Raw genomic sequence first — 22,244 nt, 5'->3', positions numbered from 1 at the left:
ATCGGGTTAAAATTGCTACTATTGCGGCTTCATTCGTGCATACCCGTAAGCTGGACTTTGGCAGTTCGAATGGGCAATATTGCTAATAGATTATATTTCTTCTTTATCAGCAAGTTGTCACTTTTATATAGAGTGAGTCTCAAGCATTCTTCAGATTTTGAGTACTCTACCGTTATTATTAGTTGGACAAACCGAAAAAGTCATTACTGTTAATGGGCGTTTATTCAACCGACAAACTGATAACTGAGGCGCGCCGCCTGGCTGCGGAGTATCGCCGTGCCACTGGAAAGCCTTTGGGTATTAGCAGTGAAATTGCCGAGTTCGATGCCGCCAAACTACTCGACCTGGAAATCTGCGACCAGAAAACGGGTGGTTACGACGCGATTGGTCGGGGAAAGCGCCAGGGAAAGAAAGTTCAGATCAAGGGACGCGCAGTTTTTGATGAAAAGAAGTCTGGACAGCGCGTAGGACAATTAAAACTGGATCAGGACTGGGACAGTATCGTACTGGTCATCATGGACGAAGAATATGAGCCGGTAGAAATTTTCGAATGTGCTCGTAGCGTTGTCGAAAAATCTCTTGATGAAAGCAAGAGTAGCAAGCGCAATAAGCGTGGCGCGATGTCGCTCGCCAAGTTCAAGATTGTTTCCGACCTTGTATGGACTAAAGAAGAAGGCTTGATAGAGGGTGGGAACTGGGAAAAAGAAGCCTCTGTATAATCCGCCCTGTCTGTTGCTAACCCTGATAACCATACTGCTGGACGAAAAACATTATTCATGACGGAACTGAGTGACATTTTAGGGCCAGAGGGTAAACTCTCACACAATATTTCCGGATTTAGTTTTCGGCCACAGCAAATGGAAATGGCGCAGAAGATCCAGGATGCCCTCGCCGACCGCAGTACTCTCATCGTCGAAGCGGGTACGGGAACCGGAAAAACCTTTGCTTATCTTACGCCCGCGCTTTTATCTGGTAATAGAATTCTGATATCCACCGGTACCAAAACACTTCAAGACCAGTTATTCAACCGCGACATACCTAAACTTTGCGAGGCGCTTGGCGTTAGCCCACGCGTCGCTTTGCTCAAAGGTCGACAAAATTATCTCTGTCTGCACAGAATGGACAAAACGCTTGCTCAAGGACGATTGAGTTTTCGAGAACACATTAATCAATTACATGAAGTCCGTGAATGGTCGTATCAAACTCGGCACGGCGATATTAGCGAACTACATCAAGTACCAGAAACATCATCACTGTGGCAACAACTGACGTCTACCAGCGATAACTGTCTAGGCAGCGATTGTCTCTACGCCGAAAAGTGCTATGTCAATCTTGCGCGCGCCAACGCGCATAAAGCCGATGTCATTGTCTGCAATCATCACCTGTTCTTTTCTGATATGGCCTTATTGCGTGAAGGCATAGACGATTTACTACCTACCGTGGATGCCTATATTTTCGATGAAGCTCATCAATTAGCGGAGATAGCCCATCAGTTCCTGGGGTTCAATTTCAGCAGCGCTCAAATACGCAATTTGATCAGCGATGTGACCACCGCTATTAGCGAACATGCCAGTGATATGTTAACCGAGTTCAATGAATTTCATCAGGACTTGACCAGGCAAATGCTGGACATGCAAAAGGCTTTTGAAGCCCTGCCCTCACGTGGCGCCTGGACCGAATTCTATCATCTACCATCCGTCAGCCAGGCGATCACCAATCTGGTCAATCGACTTGCGGTATATTGCGGACATCTCGAGGAAACCTCAGTACGCAGTACGGAGTTGAATAATTGCTTTGAACGCTGTGAAAAACTTTGCATCGCCCTGGCGGAGATGACAACAATTAATCCGGCGTTTATCCAATGGTACGAAGTAAGAAAACAGAGCATCAGTTTCCACAATACGCCGCTTGAGATTGCGACCCCGTTTCATGAACGCATGAGCAACTCTCGTCAAGCCTGGATATTTACCTCGGCGACGATTAGCGTCAACGACGATTTTTCCTACTTCCGTAAGCGGCTGGGAATCAAGGAATCAGAAAATGCCTGTTGGGACAGTCCTTTTGATTATCCGAATAACAGTTTGCTCTATTTGCCCGAGAATTTACCGGAACCTAGTCACCCCTATTTTGGCGAAGCCGTCATTAATGCTGTGATTCCTGTTCTGGAGGAAACACAAGGAAAGGCATTCATTCTGTTCACCAGTCTGGCAGCGTTAAATGCTGCCGCGGAACAGTTGAAGGAAACCGATTACGAATTGTTTGTTCAAGGTACGCTCCCCAAATCTCATCTCCTCGAAGCATTCATTCGTAGCAAAAAAGGCGTGTTATTAGGTAGTGCGAGTTTTTGGGAAGGTGTTGACGTCAAAGGGGAAGCATTGTCACTGGTGGTAATAGATAAATTGCCCTTTGCCTCCCCCGCAGACCCCATTATCAAAGCAAAAATCGCTAACATCCGTGAAAAAGGTGGAGAACCCTTTTGGCAGTATCAACTCCCCCATGCGGTAATCAGTTTAAAGCAAGGTATTGGCCGATTAATACGCGACGAAAGTGATCGCGGTATACTCATGGTTTGCGATCCAAGGCTCAGTAGCAAGGGGTATGGCAAAATGTTTCTCGACAGCCTGCCAAAAATGCCCGTTACACGACGTCTCAGTGAGGTAAAACAATTTTGGAGCAAAATACGCGAACATGAAGACGCTGTGTATTGATACCAGTAGCGCGAGTTGTTCTGTCGCTCTAGCCATAGATAAAGACGTGTTTGCGCTTTTCGATGACAAACCACAGGCCCATTCGGAAAATGTACTTTCCATGTGCGAGTCTGTTATCGCTCAGGCTGGAATATCCCGTACCGAACTCGATCTTCTTGCCGTTACACGCGGGCCAGGTTCTTTCACAGGCGTACGTATAGGCGTCAGTGTTGCACAAGGCATTGCCTACGCGCTGGATATACCCGTTGCGCCTTTGTCTTCGCTCGCAGTGTTGGCTCAACATACGTGGCTAATGCATCAATCCGAAAATATCTTCTGCCTTCAGGATGCGCGCATGAATGAAATCTATTATGGCGCGTACGAAATCGTTAACGGTATCGCACAGGCTGTGATCGAAGAAGGAATTGACGCGCCCGCCGACATTTGTCCCTCTGAAAATAGGGATTGGGTTTCGGTAGGAACGGCTTGGGCGGAATATACGCAAGAACTTGCGAAATTACACGGAAAATTCTCCCATATATTTACCGACGTAGTCGTAGACGCACGTGCAATGCCTGCACTCGCGTTAGACTACCACCTTAAGGGTCATACTGTTTCTGCTACGTCGCTTGAGCCTGTATATCTACGTAATAAGGTTGCTGAAAAACAGCATGAACGTGGCTAAACGAAATACATATTTAGTGATTACGCTCCTATTTTTGCTCTTCTTCCAGGCATGTACCTATATACCAAAACCGAAGGACTTTCGCGTAGGCAAGCGTCTGGACTTGAAAACTGTTACCGCGATACTTGAGTCACCTCGTCGGGAAAAACGATTGCGATTCGCCAATCTCTCCGGACTCGATCTATCCGGCCTTGATTTTAGTCGGATGGATTTGAGCGGCGCCTATCTCTATGCCACTAATTTCGAAAACACAAACTTATCTCACTGTATTTTGAATGCAGTAGATCTATCCTATGCAACATTTCGCAATGCGAATTTGAGCGAGGCCACTTTGCGTAGCGCAAATATGACCCAAACTCGCTTCATAGACACCAATGCCCACTTAGCCGACATGAAAAATGCGACATTGCGTTACGCCTTCATCATTAATTCAAACTTTGAAAGCGTCAATCTCGATAGTGCAAAACTGGAAATGATCACCATATCCGATTCAAATCTGGTAGGAGCTCATATGTTGGCTACCAGTTTTGACGGGGCCTTAATTGAAAAATCCAATTTCCGTTTTTCCAGCATACACCGGTCAGACTTAACTCGAATTCAATTTCACGAGTCCGTCTTTCAAGGAGCCAGTCTTTCGGGGAGTAATTTATCCCGTAGTGATTTCCGTAACTCCGATCTAGCCGACGTTGATCTTTCACACGCGGTGGCAAAAGAGGCCAATTTTACCCACTCGAATCTTACCGGTGCGATCATGGAAAACACCAATTTCACGGCATCTGTTTTTTCCAGTGCACAGCTTATACAAGCAAATCTAAGAAACGCCATATTTACTGAAGGTGTTTTTGAACAAACCAATCTCAACTTCGCCGACTTGACTGGGGCGCGAATGGCAAAAATTAGAGCGCCTAGAACCAATTTCGAAAACGCGATACTATCGCAAACCGATTTAAGTCGCGCAATACTCGACGAATCACGATTTGACAATGCCATTTTATTTGCATCCAGCTTCAAGAAAGCCTATTTGGAAGGGGCAAGTTTCAAAAAGGCCGACCTCCGGCAGTCTGACTTTACCGGAGCAGATCTCGATGATGCTGATTTTACAGATGCGCAGAACCTGGATTTAGCCACGGGTTTGCAAAAATGAAATTTTTTCATGTCTTAATACTTTTTATTACCCTGACAGGCTTTCAGGCTTGCAGCCACACGAACACTATTTATGAAAGTAGACGATATTCAGCCGTATCCAATGATGAACTCAATTTACGCATAAAACAGACTGAAACATCGCGTGAATTTCATGGCATTAGAGTCGAACAGGCAAAGCTTCAAAATCTACAGATCCAGAACATAAATTTCGAACATTGTAGTTTAGTCGAAGCCGACTTCTCCAACACTTATATCGAAGAAGTCAGCTTCAAAGCATGTGATCTAAGAAATGCCGACTTTAGTGGGGCACGTTTATACAACGTGGACTTTAGTAAGGCCATCATGCAAGGGGCGCGTTTTACAGATTCTTCTATAGAGAAAACGAATTTCCAGGACTCTGATAGTAGAGAAACTGTTTTCGCAAATAGCCAAATAAAAAAAACGGACTTTTCCGGTAGCATTCTGGCAGACTCAAACTTAAGCGGCGCTACGATCAGCAATTCAAAACTGGACAATGTCAATCTTTCCTATGCAATCCTTGACCAGGCCAGATTCAGTGAAAATGACATTCGGTTTTCTAATTTGCTAGGAACATCTGCTGTCGGCAGCACACACTACAAAAGCATTTTATTTAAAAGCAATGCGAGTTGGTCAAAATTCACCAATAGTCTCTGGCAAGAAAGCAATCTCCAAGTTTCAGACTTTAGTGATTCGAATTTTGATAACGCAAGTTTCTTGGAAACAAATGCGATTGCCGCACGATTTTCAAAGAGTTCACTAAAAAACGTGTCCGTCGTTAAAAGCGTGTTTCGTGAAGTGCGCATGGATGAAACCAGACTCGAACACGCCCGTTTCAGTGATACGGACCTCGAACTGAGTAACTTTGAGTGGAGTAATGCGGATGATTCGCAGTTTGAGCACTGCAACCTAACCAAAGCCATACTCGTCCGCGCCAGTTTTCGTCGATCAAATTTTAATCAGTGCAAATTCCACTGGGCAAGAGCAATAATGGTCAACTTTTCCGACGCCACGATTCAAGAGAGTGATATACATAAAGCCGATTTTAGAGGGGGAAAAATATCGGCGGGCACTTTCACCAAAACAACAAACCTAGACACTGCGTTATTCTAAAAGGCTTTTCATCAGCCATATAAAATAATTGACATGGTTACCGCCTATTTTCTGGACTTTGGCTATTGATGATCTATATTTTATTTTGAGAGCTATCTGTCAAGGAGGCCATTCGCTCTCAAGGGTTACATAGTCGTTTCTACTGGAGGATACGAGCCACGCCCGACAATGCCCGGTTTATATGACCGAATTCCACAAAAGAGTGATTGTATTGGGCGGGCTCGCATTCTCCGTTAAATGCTGAGAAAACATATTCAACTATGTCGATATCTTCCATCAATGCGCATGGACAGGTTGGTTTACGCGCAGTAAACCGACGCGTCGACTCACATCCTCAGACTCATAATAGACAAACTCGTGTTTCATCTGAACAGACGAAAGCTCACGCAGATCGTGAGAAAAATGCGTTACTCCAGGCCTCGTCGGTAAAACAAAGCAGAAGTGATAACACGTTTAACTTGGATTTTTTTGTTGCCGATGTTGAGCGACTGAAACAAGGCAACAACCGTGCAATGCATACCTATTCACAAATCGACAATTATGAAAAACAGCAACAGCTTAGGCGCACATTCGGGGTCGATGTTTACGTGTAAACACCTTTGACACTTCTATCTGAATTGTTTTAGTGTATGGGTTTATCCAGAATCACGAAACGATAGGAAAAGGCATGATCTTTATCAACATCATGATATTCTGAAAAGCTTTCTTGCCACTCGCGCTGATCAAAATCTGGAAAATATGCATCAGCGTCAAATAGACCATCGACATAGGTTAGATAGAGCCGATTACAAACGGGAAGGAGTTGCTTGTAAAATTCCGCGCCACCAATAACCATCACTTCCTCCGCCGACTGCGCAGCGGCAAGCGCGGCATCAATAGAATGAACCACTTCAGCTCCCTCAGCCGCATAGTGCTGATCACGCGTAACCACTATATTTAGGCGATTCGGTAAGGGTTTTGCGCCAAAGGACTCAAAGGTTTTGCGCCCCATAATAATTGGTTTACCTCTTGTCTTACCGACAAACCAACGCATGTCATTGGGAAGTCGCCACAACAAGGCATTGTCCTTACCAATCTCGCGGTTTCGCCCCATTGCCGCTATAAGAGAAATAATCATTAGATTGCTACCGGTGCTTTTATTGGCGCGTCGCACTGATAGTTCGACAACTCAATATCATCGAATGTAAAGGAAAAAATATCCTTCACTTGCGGATTGAGACGAAGTGTTGGCAGTGCATGTGGCGTTCTAGACAATTGCTCATGAACCTGTTCGAAATGGTTAGAATAGATATGCGCATCACCCAGGGTGTGAATAAAATCTCCCACTTCCAGATCGCAAACCTGCGCCAACATGTGTGTAAGCAACGCGTATGACGCAATATTAAAAGGAACACCGAGAAACAAATCCGCACTACGCTGATAAAGCTGACAGGAAAGTCGACCTTCCGCAACATAGAACTGGAAAAAGGCATGACATGGGGCGAGCGCCATACGACCTTCTGCGACATTGGCCTGGGGGCTTATCGTTTCGTCCGGCAAGCCGCTGACGTTCCACGCCGAAACAATAATACGTCGACTATCGGGATTGGCTTTCAACTGATCGACGACTTGTGATATCTGATCGATAGAACTACCGTCGGGTCTCGGCCAGGAACGCCATTGATATCCATATAATGGCCCCAAATCACCGTTCGCATCGGCCCACTCATCCCAGATGCTGACCTTGTTCTCATGCAAATATGCGATATTCGTTTCACCTTTTAAAAACCACAATAATTCGTGAATTATGGAGCGTAAATGCAGTTTTTTCGTGGTAACAAGAGGAAAGCCGTCGCGCAAATCGTAACGTGACTGGTGGCCAAATACGCTAATGGTACCCGTTCCGGTTCTGTCCTCTTTTCTGACACCCTCATCCAATACGTGTCTGAGTAATTCCAGATATTGTTTCATCTACTACCTTTCAAAAATTATCGCCTTTGTAAAAACACAGTCACCCAGAATTGCTGTCTGCGATATCAGCGAACAGCAGATTTCGCCGGGCGATAGGCCAGCCAGAACAGTATAACGCCAATGACCCACATCGGCACAGATAACAACTGCCCCATGGTAAACCAATCAAACGCAATATAACCAATATGTGCATCAGGCTCTCGAAATCCCTCATTAAAAATGCGAAAGCCACCCATACCGATCAAAAACACGCCGGACACCGCCATACTCGGGCGCCGCTGTAGCGTAAACCACCACAACAGGGCAAACAAAACCAGCCCCTCCAATAGCGCCTGGTATAGCATGGATGGGTGACGGGGCAATTGGTCAACATGGGGAAAAACCATCGCCCAGGGCAATTCAGCCGGTGCCACCCTGCCCCACAATTCTCCGTTGATAAAATTACCTATTCGCCCTGCGAAATAACCTAAGGGCACCAAGGGAGCGACAAAGTCGGCAACTGTGAAAAACGATTTATTGTTGCGTCGCGCGAACAACAACATGGCGATAATTACGCCAAGCAATCCCCCGTGAAATGACATCCCACCCTGCCAAACTTGGAGCATCGTGACAGGATTGCTAATGAATGAGGACAGATCAAAGAACAAAATATAACCAATACGTCCACCCAGGATGACACCAAGCATGCCGTAAAAGATTAAATCATTAACCTGTTGTCCTGTCCAAACGGAATACGGGCGCCGAGCATAAAACAATCCTAATCGCCAGGCGGCTAAAAAACCCAACACATACATAATTCCATACCAGTGTATAGCCACTGGGCCCAGTTCCAGAGCAACAGGATTTATATTGGGAAAGACCAGCATAGTAAATTCAATTTACCTTGGCTTGTTCGAATGATTATTTAAATAACACGACAGAAAATAGTTTTGATATAGCGTGTTTCGGCGATTGCTGGATGCACAGGATGATCTGGCGCCTGGTCTCCGCGTGAAAGAATTTGCAGGCGTCGGCGTTGGCGACGCGCCGCACGCAGAATAATCCGCTGTAACGACTCTTCTTCAAGATGATGGGAACAGGATGCGCTAATTAACATACCCCCTGGCACGATTAAATCCATAGCCAAATTATTGAGCTGCTGGTAAGCCTTTTCTCCTGCCTCTTTATCTTTTTTCCGTTTAATAAATGCCGGTGGATCCACTACAACAATGTCAAAGCGCCTATTTTCCGCCTTGAGTTTTTTTAACGCATCGAAGGCATCATCGCAAACGGTTTCGACTCTGTCTTGAACATTATTCAATTCGGCGTTCTTATGAACATAGGCAATAGCAGTGGTTGAAGAATCAACACAACATACACTTTTGGCGCCTGCCTGGGCCGCAGCGATGCCCCAACCTCCCATATAGGAAAACACATCGAGAACATGTTTATCTCTGGCAATTCGTTGTAAAGAACGACGATTTTCCCGGTGATCGTAAAACCAGCCAGTTTTTTGCCCTTCACCGAGAGGAATTTCGAAACGCGTTTCATTTTCGATGATAATAGTGGACTCACCTTGTCCTAACAGCCATTCACTTTCTGCCTCCAGGCCTTCGTGTATGCGTGCGGAATTATCATTACGCAATAATATGCCCTTAGGTTGAAATACTTTCTGCAATACTTCTACTAGTGTATCTCGAAATGCCATCATGCCCTGGGTATTGATTTGCAATACCAGATAGTCACCATAGCGGTCAATAATTACCCCTGGTAGATAGTCACCTTCGGAATGTATTAGGCGATAACAGTTCTGTTGGTAATATTGGCTCCTCAAAGCAAGCGCATCGAGGATGCGCCTTTCAAACCAGGCCGCATCAGGCGTTACATTCGGCTCATCATCTATAATACGCGCCGAAATCAACGTATTCGGATTTATATAGGCAGTACCCATCGATTTTCCATCAACGCGTACCACATTAACGAGTTCGCCTGGTTCAAATGATTTTAGTGGCGATTTAGCAACATCGACTTCATTGCTATAAACCCACAAGTGTCCAACCTGTAGGCGACGCTCCTGACTTTTCTTCAGCTGCAAATTTTTTAGCGCCACGTGCGATACACCTGTTCGTTATGATCTTCAGTTTGTTTGGAAAAATTGCTTTCTACAGTGTGCGAAACTATCCGAGCTAGGCCGCGCTACTAAAAAGCCGAAAGAAATTATCACTGCTGCACTGCGCGATAGCGTCAGAAGATTCACCGCGCAACTGCGCAATAAAATCCACCACATGTTTCACGTAAGCCGGTTCATTTTGTTTTCCACGATGCGGTACTGGAGCAAGATACGGGCTATCGGTTTCAACTAACATGCGATCGATCGGCACGCGACGCGCCACCTCTTGTAGCTCTGTGGCAGATTTAAACGTCACGATTCCGGAAAAGGAAATATAGAAACCCATGTCCATCGCCGCCTTTGCGGTATCCCAATCTTCAGCGAAACAATGCATTACACCACCGGCATCAATAGCCTGCTCGGATTGCATCATCGAGATAGTGTCCTGTTTCGCTTCGCGTGTGTGTATGATCAGGGGTTTGCCCGATTGCTTAGATGCTTCAATATGACGTGCAAAGCGTTCGCGCTGCCAATCGAGATCACCCTGGCTACGAAAGTAATCCAGCCCGGTCTCACCGATAGCGACTATTTCATCCGCTTTGGCTTCGTTTACCAGTTCCTCTACCGTAGGCTCTTTGCCATCTTTATGATTCGGGTGCACGCCGACGGAAGCATAAACTTGCGGAAAGTGTTGTGCCAACGATTTCACCATTGGGAAGTTCTCCCAATCAATACACACGCAAAGAAAACGGGAGACTCCGGACGCCTGCGCCCGTTGAAGATACTCTTCAACTCCAGAGAGGTTTTGTCCCCCTTCCAGACAATCCAGATGACAATGAGAATCGACAATCATATTGACTCAGTTCCAATAATTTACATGGTATCGGTTTGGCGATCGGATTCGATCGTTCCTGCGAGAATGGTTTCTATGCGCGTGCGTGCCGTTCCATTATCGAGAAATTGCACACCGATACCGGGTTTGCGCTTGTTCTGCGCGCCGACGGGTGTAATCCACACCACTTTGCACGGGATGGGTAATTCATCCTGAACATCCCATAACGTCAAGACCACAAAGACTTCATCACCCAACTCGAAAGATTTACTCGACGGTATAAATAGTCCACCGTTTTTCACGAATGGCATATATGCGGTATAGAGACCGGACTTTTCCTTGTAACTCAGGTTGACTATGCTGCCGGAACGGGGTGGTTTAGTAGATGAACTCATTGTGTATTCACCAAATGTTTTTTGTTTCTGCCCAAGTCAACCCAGTTGAACAACAATTCTTCGAATAACAACTCGCGATTCATATTTCCCTGTGCGAAGCGGGAAGCGTTTTGCACCTGCGCGAGATAAGACAACAGACTCTGCAATGACATCGAAGCACATAGCTGGCGAAAGGCCTGTGCGAAATCAGGATTATTAACAGCCGGGGGGTATTCCGCAACTTTGAGGCGTGCCATATCGAATACAAAACTCCGCATCCATGCCAGTGGAATTTGCGTATCCAGTTTTGTCCAACGCTTTACGACTGCGAGCACATCGGCTTTCTTTGCCAGTAATGCCTGTAAATCATCATATATCATCGTCCGCTGAGACATTGTTTCTACATCGGCCAATTCCACTGCTCTTAGCGGTGCCCCCTGCGCTAACTGTAAAAATAACTCGGCCTGCGCCTCTTTTTCGAGGCGCGCTGCCAGCCACGGGCGGCTAATGTCAGCATCCGGAACGCTAAACGTTATTTGCTGACAACGGCTTTTTATCGTTGGCAGTAAACGGCTGCCATGACAGGTAGACAGAATCAACATAGACGCCGGGGGTGGCTCTTCAAGAGACTTCAACAGACTATTTGCAGCATTAGCATTCATCCGATCGGCCGCCTTGATAATGGCTATCTTGCGCGCTGCCTGATGAGGTTTGAGGCTAAGGTATTCGATCAGAGACCGAATCTGATCTACCTGTATCGTCTGGCTGGCGCCAATCGGCTCCACAATTAAGATATCGGGATGCGTTTTCGCATCGAACAACTGGCAGGACGGACAATGTCCGCAACCGGGATATTCGATAGCCTCGTTCTGTTGGCACAACAGGAATCGCGCACTGGCCTGTGCGAAATCCTCTTTACCAATTCCGGCCGGGCCAGAAAAAAGATAGGCATGGGCCAACCCACCCATACGTTGGGTCTGTACTAATTGTTGCCATTGGGTTTGCAACCAGGGATAGATCATTACTCGGCCAACTCCTTTGTGAGTACCTGAGCAAGCTGGGATTGCACCTCTTCAAGTGGTCGACTGGCATCGATGATGCGATATCGCTCAGGCGCCTGTCTGGCGCGTTCAAGATATGCCTCGCGCACACGTTGAAAAAAGGCCTGCTCCTCGCGCTCGAAACGATCCAGCTCGCCCCGCTCACCCGCTCGCGCCATCCCTGTTTCTACAGGCAGATCCAAAAGCAAGGTGAGATCTGGCGCAAGCCCTTGTTGTACCCAGGCCTCTAATGCGGCAATGCGCCCATAGTCCATCCCCCGACCACCACCTTGATAGGCATAGGTCGCGTCAGTAAAGCGGTCACACAAAACCCATTGGCCAGCAGCTACCGCTGGACGTATCAATTCTTCGAGATGTTGGGCACGGGCGGCAAACATGAGCAATAGCTCGGTATTGTCAGTCATTTCCTGATTGGCTTTATCAAGCAATAACTCGCGTATCTTTTCAGATAAACGGGTACCGCCAGGTTCACGCGTGACAAGCAGATCAATGCCTTTATCTTCAAGGAATTGCTGAACAAATGCCATATTTGTAGACTTGCCGGCGCCCTCGCCGCCTTCCATTGTTATAAACTTACCACTCACTTTTTAATTCTCTGTTGGTGTACTGCGATAGTCGCGTTTGCGGTTGCGTATCTGGTAACGAACGACAGCTTTATTGTGTTCCTCAATGGTACTGGAAAAGAAATGGCTACCGTCGCCCTTGGCTACAAAATACAAGGCATCCCCTTCTTCTGGATTCAGCGCTGCCACTATTGCATCACGACCTGGCATGGCAATAGGCGTCGGCGGCAATCCACTACGGGTGTAGGTATTATACGGAGTATCGCGCTTCAGGTCGCTGCGCCTTATGTTTCCTTCGTAGCTATCCCCCATGCCGTATATAACCGTAGGGTCGGTTTGCAGGCGCATACGTTTCTGTAGACGTCGAACAAATACACCGGCGATAGCGGCTCGCTCGGTCTCTACCGAAGTCTCCTTCTCCACGATAGAGGCCATCGTCAGTGCATCATAGGCCGATTGGTATGGCAAACCAAGTTGGCGTTGTTCCCAGGCCTGCGACAAAACCTCCTCCATTGCCTTATGCGCACGTTTGAGGAAATCTACATCCATGGTACCAACAGGGAAATGATAGGTATCGGGTAAGAACCGCCCTTCTGGGTGCTCACCGGTAAAACCTACTTGGGACATGATTTGTTCTGGAGACAATCCCGACAGCGTCTGGCGAATCTTTGGATGCGCTGAAATTTCAGACATCATTTGCTTAAATGTCCAACCCTCAACCAGCGTCAAGGCATATTGCTTGACCTTGCCGGCGACAAACATATCCAGCATCCCACCAATCGTCATACCTACTTCTAATTGGTATTCTCCAGCTTTTACTTCACGCGATTTGCCTTGAATACGCGCCAACCAGCGCAACTTTCTGGCGCTTTCGATTATGCCCTGCTTTTTTAAATCGTTTGCGACACTGATGAGCCCGCTACCCGCAGGAATGACAAACATCACCGTGGATTCACTCAACTCTAACGCGTCCGAGCTATAGCTGTTGACGCTATACCACATGCCGCCCCCCAGCAGACTGAGAAACAACGCGAATCCGCCGAGTAACTTGGCGATCAGATCTTTTCTTTGAAGTAGTTGCATATCAAACGATTGATTTTTTGATATTCCCTACCCGGTGCAGAATAATCTCGCAGGCCAATAATTCGACTCACCGGGCGCATACCCATCAGGCTATTGGTCAGAAATACGGCATCCGCAGAAATGAGAGCTTCCTTGTTCACGGTACTGATTTCACACCTCAAACCCTGTTGCTGAGCAATCTCCATAAGCAATTGCCGCATAATACCGGTAACCCCGCTTCTATCCAATTTAGGAGTAAGCAGAAGTCCCTGATGTAAGAGAAAAATATTGCTGCTTATCCCTTCAATGACCATGCCATCCACGTCCAGCATAATGCCCTCATGGATTTCGGGATCATCCCACTCGCGTCTCGCAAGGACCTGCTCAAGTCGGTTGAGGTGTTTGATCCCTGCGAGGGTCTTATTCTGGGACAAAGGCATTCGACAAATACGCGCTGTGAATTCTCGGGGGTAGACTGGTAATTCAGAATAATACATCACGCGTTTCGAATGACTGTCTTGCGGACAGCGATACCCACGCCGACTGTCCCCCCGGTTGACGATAAGCTTTAATACGCCATTTGTATGTAAGGAGGCGACACAGTTAACTTCACGTCTCAGTATGTCTTCGTCTGGCATCGCAATGCCCAACCGCTCACAACCAGCCGATAGCCGTTGGATATGTCGATCCAGCAGCGGCACGTCGGCATCGACGATACGCATGGTTTCAAACAGACCATCACCAAACTGTAATCCCCGGTCAAACACTGAGACTTGTTCACAGGGTATACCGTCAACCCAGGTGTTCATCGAGCACCTTTATCATTCCTTTGGCCTTGGCTCGCGTTTCTTCCAACTCCCTTTCAAGATTAGAGTCCACCACTATCCCCCCCCCGGCACGAAAGTTAAGAACGCCACTTGCAGATAGCGTCATCGTACGAATGAGGATATTAAGATCCATATCACCGTTGCGATTGATGTAGCCAACCGAACCGGTGTACGCTCCACGTCGAGTCTGTTCAAGTTCTGCAATAATTTCCATACATCGCACCTTGGGACAACCAGTGATAGTGCCGCCAGGAAAAACGGCTGCAATGACCTCACCCGGTGAAGTGTTCGGCTTCAAACGACCACGCACATTGGACACAATGTGATGAACATGGGCGTAACTTTCCAGTGTCATGAGTTCATTGACCTCGACGCTTCCAGGCACACAAACACGCCCAAGGTCGTTTCTTTCCAGATCGATTAACATGACGTGCTCAGCCCTTTCCTTGGGATGTGATATCAATTCAGCAAGTCTTTGCGCTTCATCGTCGCCTTCCCGGCGCGGCCGCGTACCGGCAATAGGGCGTGTTTCGACCATGCCGTCATTTACGCTCAACAAACGCTCCGGGGAAGAACTGATTATGTAATGATTCTTCCAGTTCAGTAACGCGGCGAAAGGCGACGGATTACTTTTGCGTAGTCGTCTATACACCTGCGTCGCAGCGTCACGCTCAGCTAGTTCAACCTGCCACAGCCGTGACAAATTCACTTGAAACACGTCGCCATCGACGATGTATTGATGAATCTTTGCTAGCTGCTCCTGATATCGCTGCGAGTCTTCCTCCACCAGCGACCCAAAATTCAGCAACATACATGGAAAGTCTGGTGTATCTACGGCTGATTGTAAATCTGCGAGAATTTCTGCGAGGAGTTCACTATGACCACCCTCCAATACCACAACTGCCCTGTCATGCAGATGATCCTTTATCACTGCTGCCGGTACGCGTGTCATTGCCGCAATGGGTAAATCACTACCCTTTAGCGGAAGATCGAGAACCGGTTCTATTTGTTGCGCGAGTTCGTAAGAAAGAAAAACAAACCACCCACCACGAAAAGGCAGCCCACTTTCATCTTTGTCATAAATCCGTTCAAACGAAAATACATTATCGAGTTTTTGCAGAAAATCATCTTGATTGATTTGATTAACATCAATTTGAAAACTCTCTTGCGGACAAGCGAACAAAATATCGTAACGACCTTGTGGGCCATGCGCTACGCTCTCGAGTAGACAAGGGTATTTGTGCGGATGCCGTTCATGCAAAGCGAGCAAGTCGACATCGTAAGAAATGCTATGTTGTATGATCGAAGACAACGGCAGGCCTTCAGAAAAAAAACGACAGACAGCTTAAACTGCCTGTCGTCAGTCGTCTTAGATTTTACTTAGAACAATCGTACCGTTGGTGCCGCCAAAACCAAAGGAATTGGAAAGCGCAACGTTGATTGTCATTTCGCGAGCGGTACCTGCTACAAAATCCAGATCACACTCAGGGTCCTGATTAAATATATTGATCGTCGGTGGAGCTACCTGGTCACGTATTGCCAGCGCGGTGAAGATCGCCTCTATACCACCGGCAGCACCAAGCATGTGTCCGGTCATCGACTTAGTCGAGCTCACAGCGAGCTTATAAGCATAATCACCAAACTGTGATTTGACCGCCATAGTTTCTGCCCTATCTCCAGCTGGAGTTGAGGTACCGTGGGCATTGATATATTGCACATCTACGCCATTGATACGTGCATCGTTTAATGCGTTTTCCATACAACGACGTGCACCGTCACCGCCTTCTGATGGCGACGTCATGTGATAAGCATCACCACTGCGACCATATCCGATGACTTCCGCATAAATATTCGCACCACGTTTTTTCGCGTGCTCGTATTCTTCAAGAACGACGACACCTGCACCATCACTCAATACGAAGCCATCACGGTCGACGTCCCACGGACGACTGGCCGTTTGCGGATCATCGTTACGTGAAGATAAAGCTCGTGCTGCAGCAAAACCACCGAGACCAGTAATACTGGTCGCCATTTCGGCGCCACCAGCAACCATCACATCGGCATCGCCATAAGCAATAATTCGTGCGGCCTCACCGATACTGTGCGTACCTGTAGTACAGGCAGTTACGATCGCAATATTAGGACCCTTCAATCCGTACATAATGGATAGATTGCCAGAAATCATATTGATAATATTGCTGGGTACAAAGAAAGGCGAAATTTTGCGAGGTCCACCTTTCAACCAGGCAGCGTAACCGTTTTCGATGCCACCAAGTCCACCGATACCTGAACCAATTGCAACACCTATGCGTTCAGCATTTGCATCGGTAACTTCCAGTCCCGAATCCTTGATTGCCTCTGATGCCGCTGCGATACCGTAATGAATAAATGGATCCATCTTTTTGGCGTCTTTTTTCGGTATATAGTCTTCGACATTGAAGCCCCAAACCGAACCACCAAAGCGGGTAGCAAAATCAGATACATCAAAGTGTTCGAGAGGCCTGATACCACTTTTACCTGCAAGCACCGCATCCCAGTTGTCTTTTACGTTTAGACCCAAAGGGGAAACCGTACCTAAACCTGTAATGACGATTCTTCTATCTCCGCGCAAAACATTTTCCTCAACTAATGAATGTTCATTGAATAGAAAAGGCCGTATCCTGCAAAGGAACGGCCTTTATATCAAACATTGGTTAGCAGAATAAAAGGTTGTTAACCGATATTTGCATTGATGTAGTCGACAGCCTGTTGAACTGTGCCAATCTTTTCGGCTTCTTCATCAGGAATTTCGCATTCAAATTCTTCTTCCAGAGCCATTACCAATTCTACAGTGTCCAGAGAGTCGGCACCGAGATCGTCAACGAAAGATGCTTCATTAGTGACTTCCTCTTCCTTAACACCAAGCTGCTCAACGACGATCTTTTTAACTCGTTCTTCGACGCTGCTCATGATAAACAATTCCTCCAGTAGGTTATTTGCAACAAAGTTGGGCGTATTGTAGTGAAATCTATCTGGCAGTACCAGTAAATTTTGCCCTACTACGCCTCTCCTAAAATCCATTTTGTGTCACTCTATGACAACATTCCAATTTTGCAAAGTCTTTTATCAAATTCCAACTTGCAAAACTTCAAAATCTGGCCGCCATTTTTACAGTGATAACAAATTTTTGGCGGTAAATTTTAAAGTATCGGTTTATGCCATATACATGCCACCATTTACGTGTATGGTTTCACCAGTGATATATCCCGCACCAGCTGATGCTAAAAAGGCAACAGTTGCAGCAATGTCTTCAACTTGACCCAATCGCTTCATGGGTATCTGTGTCATTAATGTGTCGCGTTGATCTTCAGGCAAAGCCTTGGTCATATCGGTTTCGATAAAACCCGGCGCAATCACGTTCACACTAATGTTACGCGCAGCCACTTCACGTGCCAAAGACTTACTAAATCCCATAATGCCCGCTTTGGCAGCCGCATAATTTGTTTGGCCTGCGTTACCCATTGCACCAACAACAGAAGCGATGCTGATTATGCGTCCGGTACGCGCCTTCATCATGCCTTTCAGACATGCCTTAGACATACGAAACACAGAAGTCAGATTTGTATTAATTACCGAATTCCATTCATCCATCGACATGCGCATGCTGAGATTGTCTTTTGTTATCCCAGCATTATTAACTAAAATTGTTGGCGCCCCTTTTTCCGCGGTAATATCTTTTATAAATTGGTTAACTGCATCGTCATCCGATACATCCAATTTTTTTCCAACGCCATTAATTCCTGCTTCGTTCATATAAGCACTAATAGCTTCAGCGCCGCTGTCGCTGGTCGCTGTACCAATAACAAACGCGCCTTGCTGTCCCAGTGTCAGCGCAATGGCTTTACCAATTCCCCGACTTGCGCCTGTTACTACTGCAATCTGATTATCGAGTGACATTCGCGTCTCCTTTTAGTTTCCCAAGCATTTATCTAACGAGCCTTGATCAATCAAGGGAATTGCCGCCATTTGACGATCTATCCGTTTATTTAATCCCGCAAGTACTTTACCAGGACCACATTCTACTATTTCAGTCACGCCTTGTTTTGCGAGTAATTGTATGGTTTCCACCCAACGAACGGGAGAATATAACTGTCTACGCAAGGCATCTTTGATTTTTTCCACATCCGAATACGATGCCACGTCAGCATTATGAATTACGCTAATTGCGGGACTATTGATATCTATTTTGCCTAGCTCTGCAAACAGGCGATCTGCTGCAGGTGCCATAAGATCGCAATGCGACGGAACGCTGACAGGTAAAATAATAGCGCGTTTCGCGCCTTTCTCCGTCGCTGCAGTAACTGCACGCTCGACCGCGCCGCGCGTTCCAGCGACAACGACTTGTCCTGGACTATTGTAATTGACCGGCTGTAAAACTTCGCCTTGTGACACTGCATCACAAACCGTTTGTACAATTTCGTCGTCCAGACCCAAGATAGCTGCCATCGCGCCGGTTCCAGCGGGCACTGCTTCCTGCATAAATTGGCCACGTTTTACGACCAATGGTAACGCTTGTGCGAAGGACATAGCGCCTGCGCAAACCAGGGCCGTATATTCGCCGAGACTGTGGCCGGCCATAAATACAGGGTCTGCCCCCCCGGCCTGTTTGAAAGCACGCCAGCTCGCAACCCCTGCCGTCAGCATGGCAGGCTGTGTATTATCGGTTTGATTAAGCTTTTCTTCGGGACCGTTTTGCGTGAGGCTCCAGAGATCGAAGCCCAGAATATCTGACGCCTCTTCAAACGTTTCCTTGATGACAGGCTGCTCGTCTGCGAAAGCCTTCATCATGCCCACAGATTGCGAACCCTGGCCTGGAAATACAAAAGCCTGAGACATAGGAATTTCCTCTTAGTACTTAGCTAAAACAGAACCCCAGGTAAAACCGCCACCAAAAGCTTCCATGAGTAGCATTTCACCCTTCTTGATACGACCGTCTCTAATGGCGCAGTCCAAAGCCAGAGGAATAGAAGCGGCTGAGGTATTACCATGCTTGTCAACAGTCGTCACCACGCGCTCCATAGGCATGCGCAGCTTTTTTGCAGTCGCCGTTATGATTCGTATATTGGCCTGGTGCGGCACCAGCCAATCTATATCGGACTTTTTGAGATTGTTATATTCGAGAGTTTCATCAACAATAGCACCCAATGTATTGACTGCCATCTTAAAAACCTCATTTCCTTTCATAGTCACTAATGCCTGTTCTGCACCCAGTGATTTTGGACTTTCGGAAATGCCGCCAGTTGTAGTCAACAACTCTTTATACTGGCCATCCGCATGGAGATGTGTAGACAAAATCCCTGGTTCACTGCTCGCACTCAAAACCACCGCGCCTGCGCCATCACCAAACAAAACACAGGTGCCGCGATCGGTCCAGTCCACGATCTTAGACAGAGTTTCCGCACCAATAACCAATGCGCAACGTGCTGAGCCCGTTTTAATAAACTTGTCCGCCACGCTCAGTGCATACACAAACCCTGTACACACGGCTTGCACATCGAACGCGGCGCAACCGTGAATATCGAGCCGCTCCTGAATCAGGCAAGCGGTACTTGGGAAAATTCTATCTGGTGTAGTAGTGGCAACGATAATGAGATCAATATCGTTATTACTAACCCCGGCCGATTGCAAGGCCAGTTGCGCAGCCTTGGTCCCGAGATCAGCGGTTGTTTCGTTTGCTTCGGCAATATGTCTTTCTACTATACCGGTTCGCTCAACAATCCAATCATGGTTGGTATCAACCAGTTTTTCTAGATCGTAATTTGTTAAGGTTTTTTCCGGTAAATAACTGCCACTGCCTATGATTCGTGAATAGATCAAACTGCTTGCCTTTCAACAACCATGGATTCCAGTTCCTTTGCAATACGTTGAGGCACATCTTTATCTACTTCTTTTATTGCTACGTCGATTGCGTTAGCAAAGGCCTTTGCATCAGTATTGCCGTGACTCTTCACAACAATGCCTTGTAGACCTACCAGGCTCGCGCCATTATAACGACCCGGGTCAATTCTGTTTCCGAAAGCCCTCAAAACCGGCTTTGCTACAACGGCAGATAGTTTGCCACGTAGGCTACTGGTGAAGGCTTCTTTCAAAAACTGCTTAACCATTCTCGCGATGCCTTCGCTTGTTTTAAGCGCCACATTTCCAACGAAACCATCACTTACGACGACATCAACAGTACCTTTATAGATGTCATCGCCTTCAACAAAACCATAATAGTTGATATCGCTTTGTTCCAAAAGCTTTGCAGCTTCTTTTATGTATTCGCTGCCCTTTATTTCCTCTTCACCGATGTTCAACAGACCGACTGTCGGCCTATCGATACCATCAACAGCAGAGGCAAGAATAGAACCCATCAATCCAAACTGAAACAGCGCTTCTGGACCGGAATCGATATTGGCCCCCAAATCCAGCATATGACAATGACCACGCATGGTGGGTAAAGCCGTACAAATTGCCGGCCGGTCTATCCCGGGCAGCATTTTTAGCACAAATCGAGCCGTCGCCATCAATGCGCCAGTATTTCCTGCACTCACGCACGCCTGCGCCTCGCCCTTCTTTACAAGGTCGATAGCAACACGCATAGAGGAGTCTTTTTTAGACCGCAGCGCAACAGATGGTAATTCATCCATTGCGACTACTTGGGTACAGTGGTGAATAGATAAGCTGTCAGACTCTTTGGCACCCAAATTACTCAATTCTTTTCTGATCGTGCTTTGATCACCAACGAGAATCAAGTGAACGTTTCGATGCCTTTTCAGCAATTCTACAGCAGCCGCAACTACAACGGGGGCGCCGTGGTCACCCCCCATTGCATCAAGTGCTATACGTAGACTCAAGGAATTATCCTTTAATTTTCGTCTACAAATACTTCTTGCTTAGGCTTGACGATCTGGCGACCACGATAGAAGCCGTCGGCAGACATATGGTGACGCAAATGAGATTCGCCAGTTTTGGAGTCAATAGAGTACGCCGCCGGCTTTAGACCATCATGCGCACGACGCATACCACGCTTAGAGCGGGTTTTACGATTTTGCTGTACAGCCATGTTTTTTACCTCAAGTTAATTTCGAAAATCTAATGTGTCTTTAACTTCTCAAGCTCAGCGAAGGGATTAACACTTCGAACCGGCTTATTCTCTACGAACACTGCCTGCTCTACTGCCAAAGCAGGTTCGCATTGTGTTTGTTCGTGCATGGGTATCATCGGTATCATCAACAACAATTCGTCCTCAATGATATCCTTCACCTTCATCGGCTCTGGTTCAACAACCAACGGCTCAAAACCCGACAATAACCCGTCGATCTCGGCTTCGTCGCGAATTAGCCCTAGCCGTAAATCCCCGTTTACCTCAAATTCCATGGCTTGCATACAACGCTGGCAGATTAAAACCAGTTTTCCGCTGACCTTGCCTTCCACGACCGGTTTGCCCTGAATACGGTCGAAAGACAACTCAACCGCGAGCTCGCCTTCCCGATTGGCCAGCTTGTCAGTGATACGATCAAATTCCGCAACGCGCAATAATCCACTGATACGCATAGCATTTTGCGCATACTTCAGTGGATCAATCATTATAGGCAAACGTCGCGACATTTGGGCGGCAATAATAGTCTGCAAGTTGGCTTCTGTCAAAAAAACTGTTTGATTTTTAGCATTTTTTTGCTGAATCGTCTCAAATCACATGCAAATCTTGACATCAAAGACATGATTCTATAGAAATCCCAATAACTTAGCACCTCTCAAGGCCAAGAGTTACAAAATGTAAACGGCCTCAGATTTGCTAGTATGGAGCCCATATCCA

The 22,244-nt window shown here is 46.9% G+C and carries 25 protein-coding genes; 6 read left to right on the top strand and 19 right to left on the bottom strand.

What is annotated here, in order from left to right:
• Window positions 1-212: 212 nt before the first annotated feature.
• From OEZ43_10505 to OEZ43_10480, 6 genes are all read left to right on the top strand, one after another.
• Complete coding sequence (locus OEZ43_10505; GenBank protein MDH5546015.1) at window positions 213-719, top strand: hypothetical protein; 507 nt, start codon at window positions 213-215, stop codon at window positions 717-719.
• 57 nt (window positions 720-776) lie between these two features.
• Window positions 777-2,708 (top strand): ATP-dependent DNA helicase, encoded by a 1,932-nt coding sequence (locus OEZ43_10500; protein ID MDH5546014.1) that lies wholly within the window; start codon window positions 777-779, stop codon window positions 2,706-2,708.
• Window positions 2,689-3,372: a tRNA (adenosine(37)-N6)-threonylcarbamoyltransferase complex dimerization subunit type 1 TsaB gene (tsaB, locus tag OEZ43_10495; GenBank protein MDH5546013.1), complete on the top strand. Its 684-nt coding sequence runs from the start codon at window positions 2,689-2,691 to the stop codon at window positions 3,370-3,372. Before OEZ43_10500 ends, tsaB begins: the two co-directional genes overlap by 20 nt.
• Window positions 3,373-3,388: 16 nt before the next feature.
• Window positions 3,389-4,516: a pentapeptide repeat-containing protein gene (locus OEZ43_10490; GenBank protein ID MDH5546012.1), complete on the top strand. Its 1,128-nt coding sequence runs from the start codon at window positions 3,389-3,391 to the stop codon at window positions 4,514-4,516.
• Entirely contained in the window at window positions 4,513-5,649 is a 1,137-nt protein-coding gene (locus OEZ43_10485; GenBank protein ID MDH5546011.1) for a pentapeptide repeat-containing protein, read from the top strand. The genes OEZ43_10490 and OEZ43_10485 overlap by 4 nt, the downstream gene beginning before the upstream one ends.
• 260 nt (window positions 5,650-5,909) lie before the next feature.
• Window positions 5,910-6,242 carry a hypothetical protein gene (locus OEZ43_10480; protein ID MDH5546010.1) on the top strand — a complete coding sequence of 111 codons (333 nt, stop codon included), beginning with the start codon at window positions 5,910-5,912 and terminating at the stop codon, window positions 6,240-6,242.
• Between the two features lie 29 nt (window positions 6,243-6,271).
• Here the strand turns inward: OEZ43_10480 and folA are convergent, their stop codons facing one another.
• The 19 genes from folA to OEZ43_10385 all read right to left on the bottom strand — a co-directional run bounded on the left by folA (window position 6,272) and on the right by OEZ43_10385 (window position 22,075).
• The gene (gene folA, locus OEZ43_10475) at window positions 6,272-6,766 is read right to left on the bottom strand and encodes a type 3 dihydrofolate reductase (GenBank protein MDH5546009.1); all 495 of its coding nucleotides are present in this window, start codon (window positions 6,764-6,766) and stop codon (window positions 6,272-6,274) included.
• On the bottom strand, window positions 6,766-7,599 hold the full coding sequence (locus tag OEZ43_10470; GenBank protein ID MDH5546008.1) for a thymidylate synthase: 834 nt from the start codon (window positions 7,597-7,599) through the stop codon (window positions 6,766-6,768). Before OEZ43_10470 ends, folA begins: the two co-directional genes overlap by 1 nt.
• Window positions 7,600-7,664: 65 nt before the next feature.
• Entirely contained in the window at window positions 7,665-8,465 is an 801-nt protein-coding gene (gene lgt, locus OEZ43_10465; protein ID MDH5546007.1) for a prolipoprotein diacylglyceryl transferase, read from the bottom strand.
• Window positions 8,466-8,503: 38 nt separating this feature from the next.
• Entirely contained in the window at window positions 8,504-9,688 is a 1,185-nt protein-coding gene (locus OEZ43_10460; GenBank protein ID MDH5546006.1) for a class I SAM-dependent rRNA methyltransferase, read from the bottom strand.
• Window positions 9,689-9,764: 76 nt separating this feature from the next.
• A complete protein-coding gene (locus OEZ43_10455) occupies window positions 9,765-10,541 on the bottom strand; it encodes a TatD family hydrolase (GenBank protein MDH5546005.1) in 777 nt (258 codons plus the stop codon).
• Between the two features lie 20 nt (window positions 10,542-10,561).
• A complete protein-coding gene (locus OEZ43_10450; GenBank protein ID MDH5546004.1) occupies window positions 10,562-10,915 on the bottom strand; it encodes a PilZ domain-containing protein in 354 nt (117 codons plus the stop codon).
• Window positions 10,912-11,916, bottom strand: a complete 1,005-nt coding sequence (locus OEZ43_10445) for a DNA polymerase III subunit delta' (protein ID MDH5546003.1) — start codon at window positions 11,914-11,916, stop codon at window positions 10,912-10,914. Before OEZ43_10445 ends, OEZ43_10450 begins: the two co-directional genes overlap by 4 nt.
• Window positions 11,916-12,539, bottom strand: coding sequence for a dTMP kinase (tmk, locus tag OEZ43_10440; GenBank protein MDH5546002.1), 624 nt, complete (start codon window positions 12,537-12,539; stop codon window positions 11,916-11,918). Before tmk ends, OEZ43_10445 begins: the two co-directional genes overlap by 1 nt.
• Before the next feature lie 3 nt (window positions 12,540-12,542).
• The gene (gene mltG / locus OEZ43_10435; GenBank protein MDH5546001.1) at window positions 12,543-13,601 is read right to left on the bottom strand and encodes an endolytic transglycosylase MltG; all 1,059 of its coding nucleotides are present in this window, start codon (window positions 13,599-13,601) and stop codon (window positions 12,543-12,545) included.
• The gene (gene pabC / locus OEZ43_10430; protein ID MDH5546000.1) at window positions 13,574-14,389 is read right to left on the bottom strand and encodes an aminodeoxychorismate lyase; all 816 of its coding nucleotides are present in this window, start codon (window positions 14,387-14,389) and stop codon (window positions 13,574-13,576) included. Before pabC ends, mltG begins: the two co-directional genes overlap by 28 nt.
• Complete coding sequence (locus tag OEZ43_10425; GenBank protein MDH5545999.1) at window positions 14,373-15,710, bottom strand: aminodeoxychorismate synthase component I; 1,338 nt, start codon at window positions 15,708-15,710, stop codon at window positions 14,373-14,375. Before OEZ43_10425 ends, pabC begins: the two co-directional genes overlap by 17 nt.
• Before the next feature lie 66 nt (window positions 15,711-15,776).
• Window positions 15,777-17,018, bottom strand: coding sequence for a beta-ketoacyl-ACP synthase II (gene fabF, locus OEZ43_10420; GenBank protein MDH5545998.1), 1,242 nt, complete (start codon window positions 17,016-17,018; stop codon window positions 15,777-15,779).
• A gap of 101 nt (window positions 17,019-17,119) precedes the next feature.
• Window positions 17,120-17,356, bottom strand: a complete 237-nt coding sequence (gene acpP, locus OEZ43_10415; GenBank protein ID MDH5545997.1) for an acyl carrier protein — start codon at window positions 17,354-17,356, stop codon at window positions 17,120-17,122.
• 243 nt (window positions 17,357-17,599) lie between these two features.
• The gene (gene fabG, locus OEZ43_10410) at window positions 17,600-18,343 is read right to left on the bottom strand and encodes a 3-oxoacyl-ACP reductase FabG (protein MDH5545996.1); all 744 of its coding nucleotides are present in this window, start codon (window positions 18,341-18,343) and stop codon (window positions 17,600-17,602) included.
• A gap of 12 nt (window positions 18,344-18,355) precedes the next feature.
• Window positions 18,356-19,282 carry an ACP S-malonyltransferase gene (gene fabD, locus OEZ43_10405; GenBank protein MDH5545995.1) on the bottom strand — a complete coding sequence of 309 codons (927 nt, stop codon included), beginning with the start codon at window positions 19,280-19,282 and terminating at the stop codon, window positions 18,356-18,358.
• A 12-nt stretch (window positions 19,283-19,294) separates the two neighbouring features.
• Window positions 19,295-20,263 carry a ketoacyl-ACP synthase III gene (locus OEZ43_10400; protein ID MDH5545994.1) on the bottom strand — a complete coding sequence of 323 codons (969 nt, stop codon included), beginning with the start codon at window positions 20,261-20,263 and terminating at the stop codon, window positions 19,295-19,297.
• Window positions 20,260-21,282, bottom strand: a complete 1,023-nt coding sequence (gene plsX, locus OEZ43_10395) for a phosphate acyltransferase PlsX (protein MDH5545993.1) — start codon at window positions 21,280-21,282, stop codon at window positions 20,260-20,262. Before plsX ends, OEZ43_10400 begins: the two co-directional genes overlap by 4 nt.
• 11 nt (window positions 21,283-21,293) lie before the next feature.
• Window positions 21,294-21,491: a 50S ribosomal protein L32 gene (rpmF, locus tag OEZ43_10390; GenBank protein MDH5545992.1), complete on the bottom strand. Its 198-nt coding sequence runs from the start codon at window positions 21,489-21,491 to the stop codon at window positions 21,294-21,296.
• Between the two features lie 29 nt (window positions 21,492-21,520).
• On the bottom strand, window positions 21,521-22,075 hold the full coding sequence (locus tag OEZ43_10385; GenBank protein ID MDH5545991.1) for a YceD family protein: 555 nt from the start codon (window positions 22,073-22,075) through the stop codon (window positions 21,521-21,523).
• Between the last annotated feature and the right edge of the window lie 169 nt (window positions 22,076-22,244).

Source organism: Gammaproteobacteria bacterium (assembly GCA_029881255.1).
Classification (GTDB): domain Bacteria; phylum Pseudomonadota; class Gammaproteobacteria; order S012-40; family S012-40; genus JAOUMY01.
This window is presented reverse-complemented; position numbering and strand designations above follow the sequence as displayed.

What these genes read in the sequence shown, in the direction of transcription:
- OEZ43_10505 (MDH5546015.1), top strand. Translation starts at nt 213, where the DNA reads ATGGGCGTTTATTCAACCGACAAACTGATAACTGAGGCGCGCCGCCTG.
- OEZ43_10500 (MDH5546014.1), top strand. Translation starts at nt 777, where the DNA reads ATGACGGAACTGAGTGACATTTTAGGGCCAGAGGGTAAACTCTCACAC.
- tsaB (MDH5546013.1), top strand. Translation starts at nt 2,689, where the DNA reads ATGAAGACGCTGTGTATTGATACCAGTAGCGCGAGTTGTTCTGTCGCT.
- OEZ43_10485 (MDH5546011.1), top strand. Translation starts at nt 4,513, where the DNA reads ATGAAATTTTTTCATGTCTTAATACTTTTTATTACCCTGACAGGCTTT.
- OEZ43_10480 (MDH5546010.1), top strand. Translation starts at nt 5,910, where the DNA reads ATGTCGATATCTTCCATCAATGCGCATGGACAGGTTGGTTTACGCGCA.
- folA (MDH5546009.1), bottom strand. Translation starts at nt 6,766, where the DNA reads ATGATTATTTCTCTTATAGCGGCAATGGGGCGAAACCGCGAGATTGGT.
- OEZ43_10470 (MDH5546008.1), bottom strand. Translation starts at nt 7,599, where the DNA reads ATGAAACAATATCTGGAATTACTCAGACACGTATTGGATGAGGGTGTC.
- lgt (MDH5546007.1), bottom strand. Translation starts at nt 8,465, where the DNA reads ATGCTGGTCTTTCCCAATATAAATCCTGTTGCTCTGGAACTGGGCCCA.
- OEZ43_10455 (MDH5546005.1), bottom strand. Translation starts at nt 10,541, where the DNA reads ATGATTGTCGATTCTCATTGTCATCTGGATTGTCTGGAAGGGGGACAA.
- OEZ43_10450 (MDH5546004.1), bottom strand. Translation starts at nt 10,915, where the DNA reads ATGAGTTCATCTACTAAACCACCCCGTTCCGGCAGCATAGTCAACCTG.
- OEZ43_10445 (MDH5546003.1), bottom strand. Translation starts at nt 11,916, where the DNA reads ATGATCTATCCCTGGTTGCAAACCCAATGGCAACAATTAGTACAGACC.
- mltG (MDH5546001.1), bottom strand. Translation starts at nt 13,601, where the DNA reads ATGCAACTACTTCAAAGAAAAGATCTGATCGCCAAGTTACTCGGCGGA.
- pabC (MDH5546000.1), bottom strand. Translation starts at nt 14,389, where the DNA reads ATGAACACCTGGGTTGACGGTATACCCTGTGAACAAGTCTCAGTGTTT.
- acpP (MDH5545997.1), bottom strand. Translation starts at nt 17,356, where the DNA reads ATGAGCAGCGTCGAAGAACGAGTTAAAAAGATCGTCGTTGAGCAGCTT.
- fabG (MDH5545996.1), bottom strand. Translation starts at nt 18,343, where the DNA reads ATGTCACTCGATAATCAGATTGCAGTAGTAACAGGCGCAAGTCGGGGA.
- fabD (MDH5545995.1), bottom strand. Translation starts at nt 19,282, where the DNA reads ATGTCTCAGGCTTTTGTATTTCCAGGCCAGGGTTCGCAATCTGTGGGC.
- rpmF (MDH5545992.1), bottom strand. Translation starts at nt 21,491, where the DNA reads ATGGCTGTACAGCAAAATCGTAAAACCCGCTCTAAGCGTGGTATGCGT.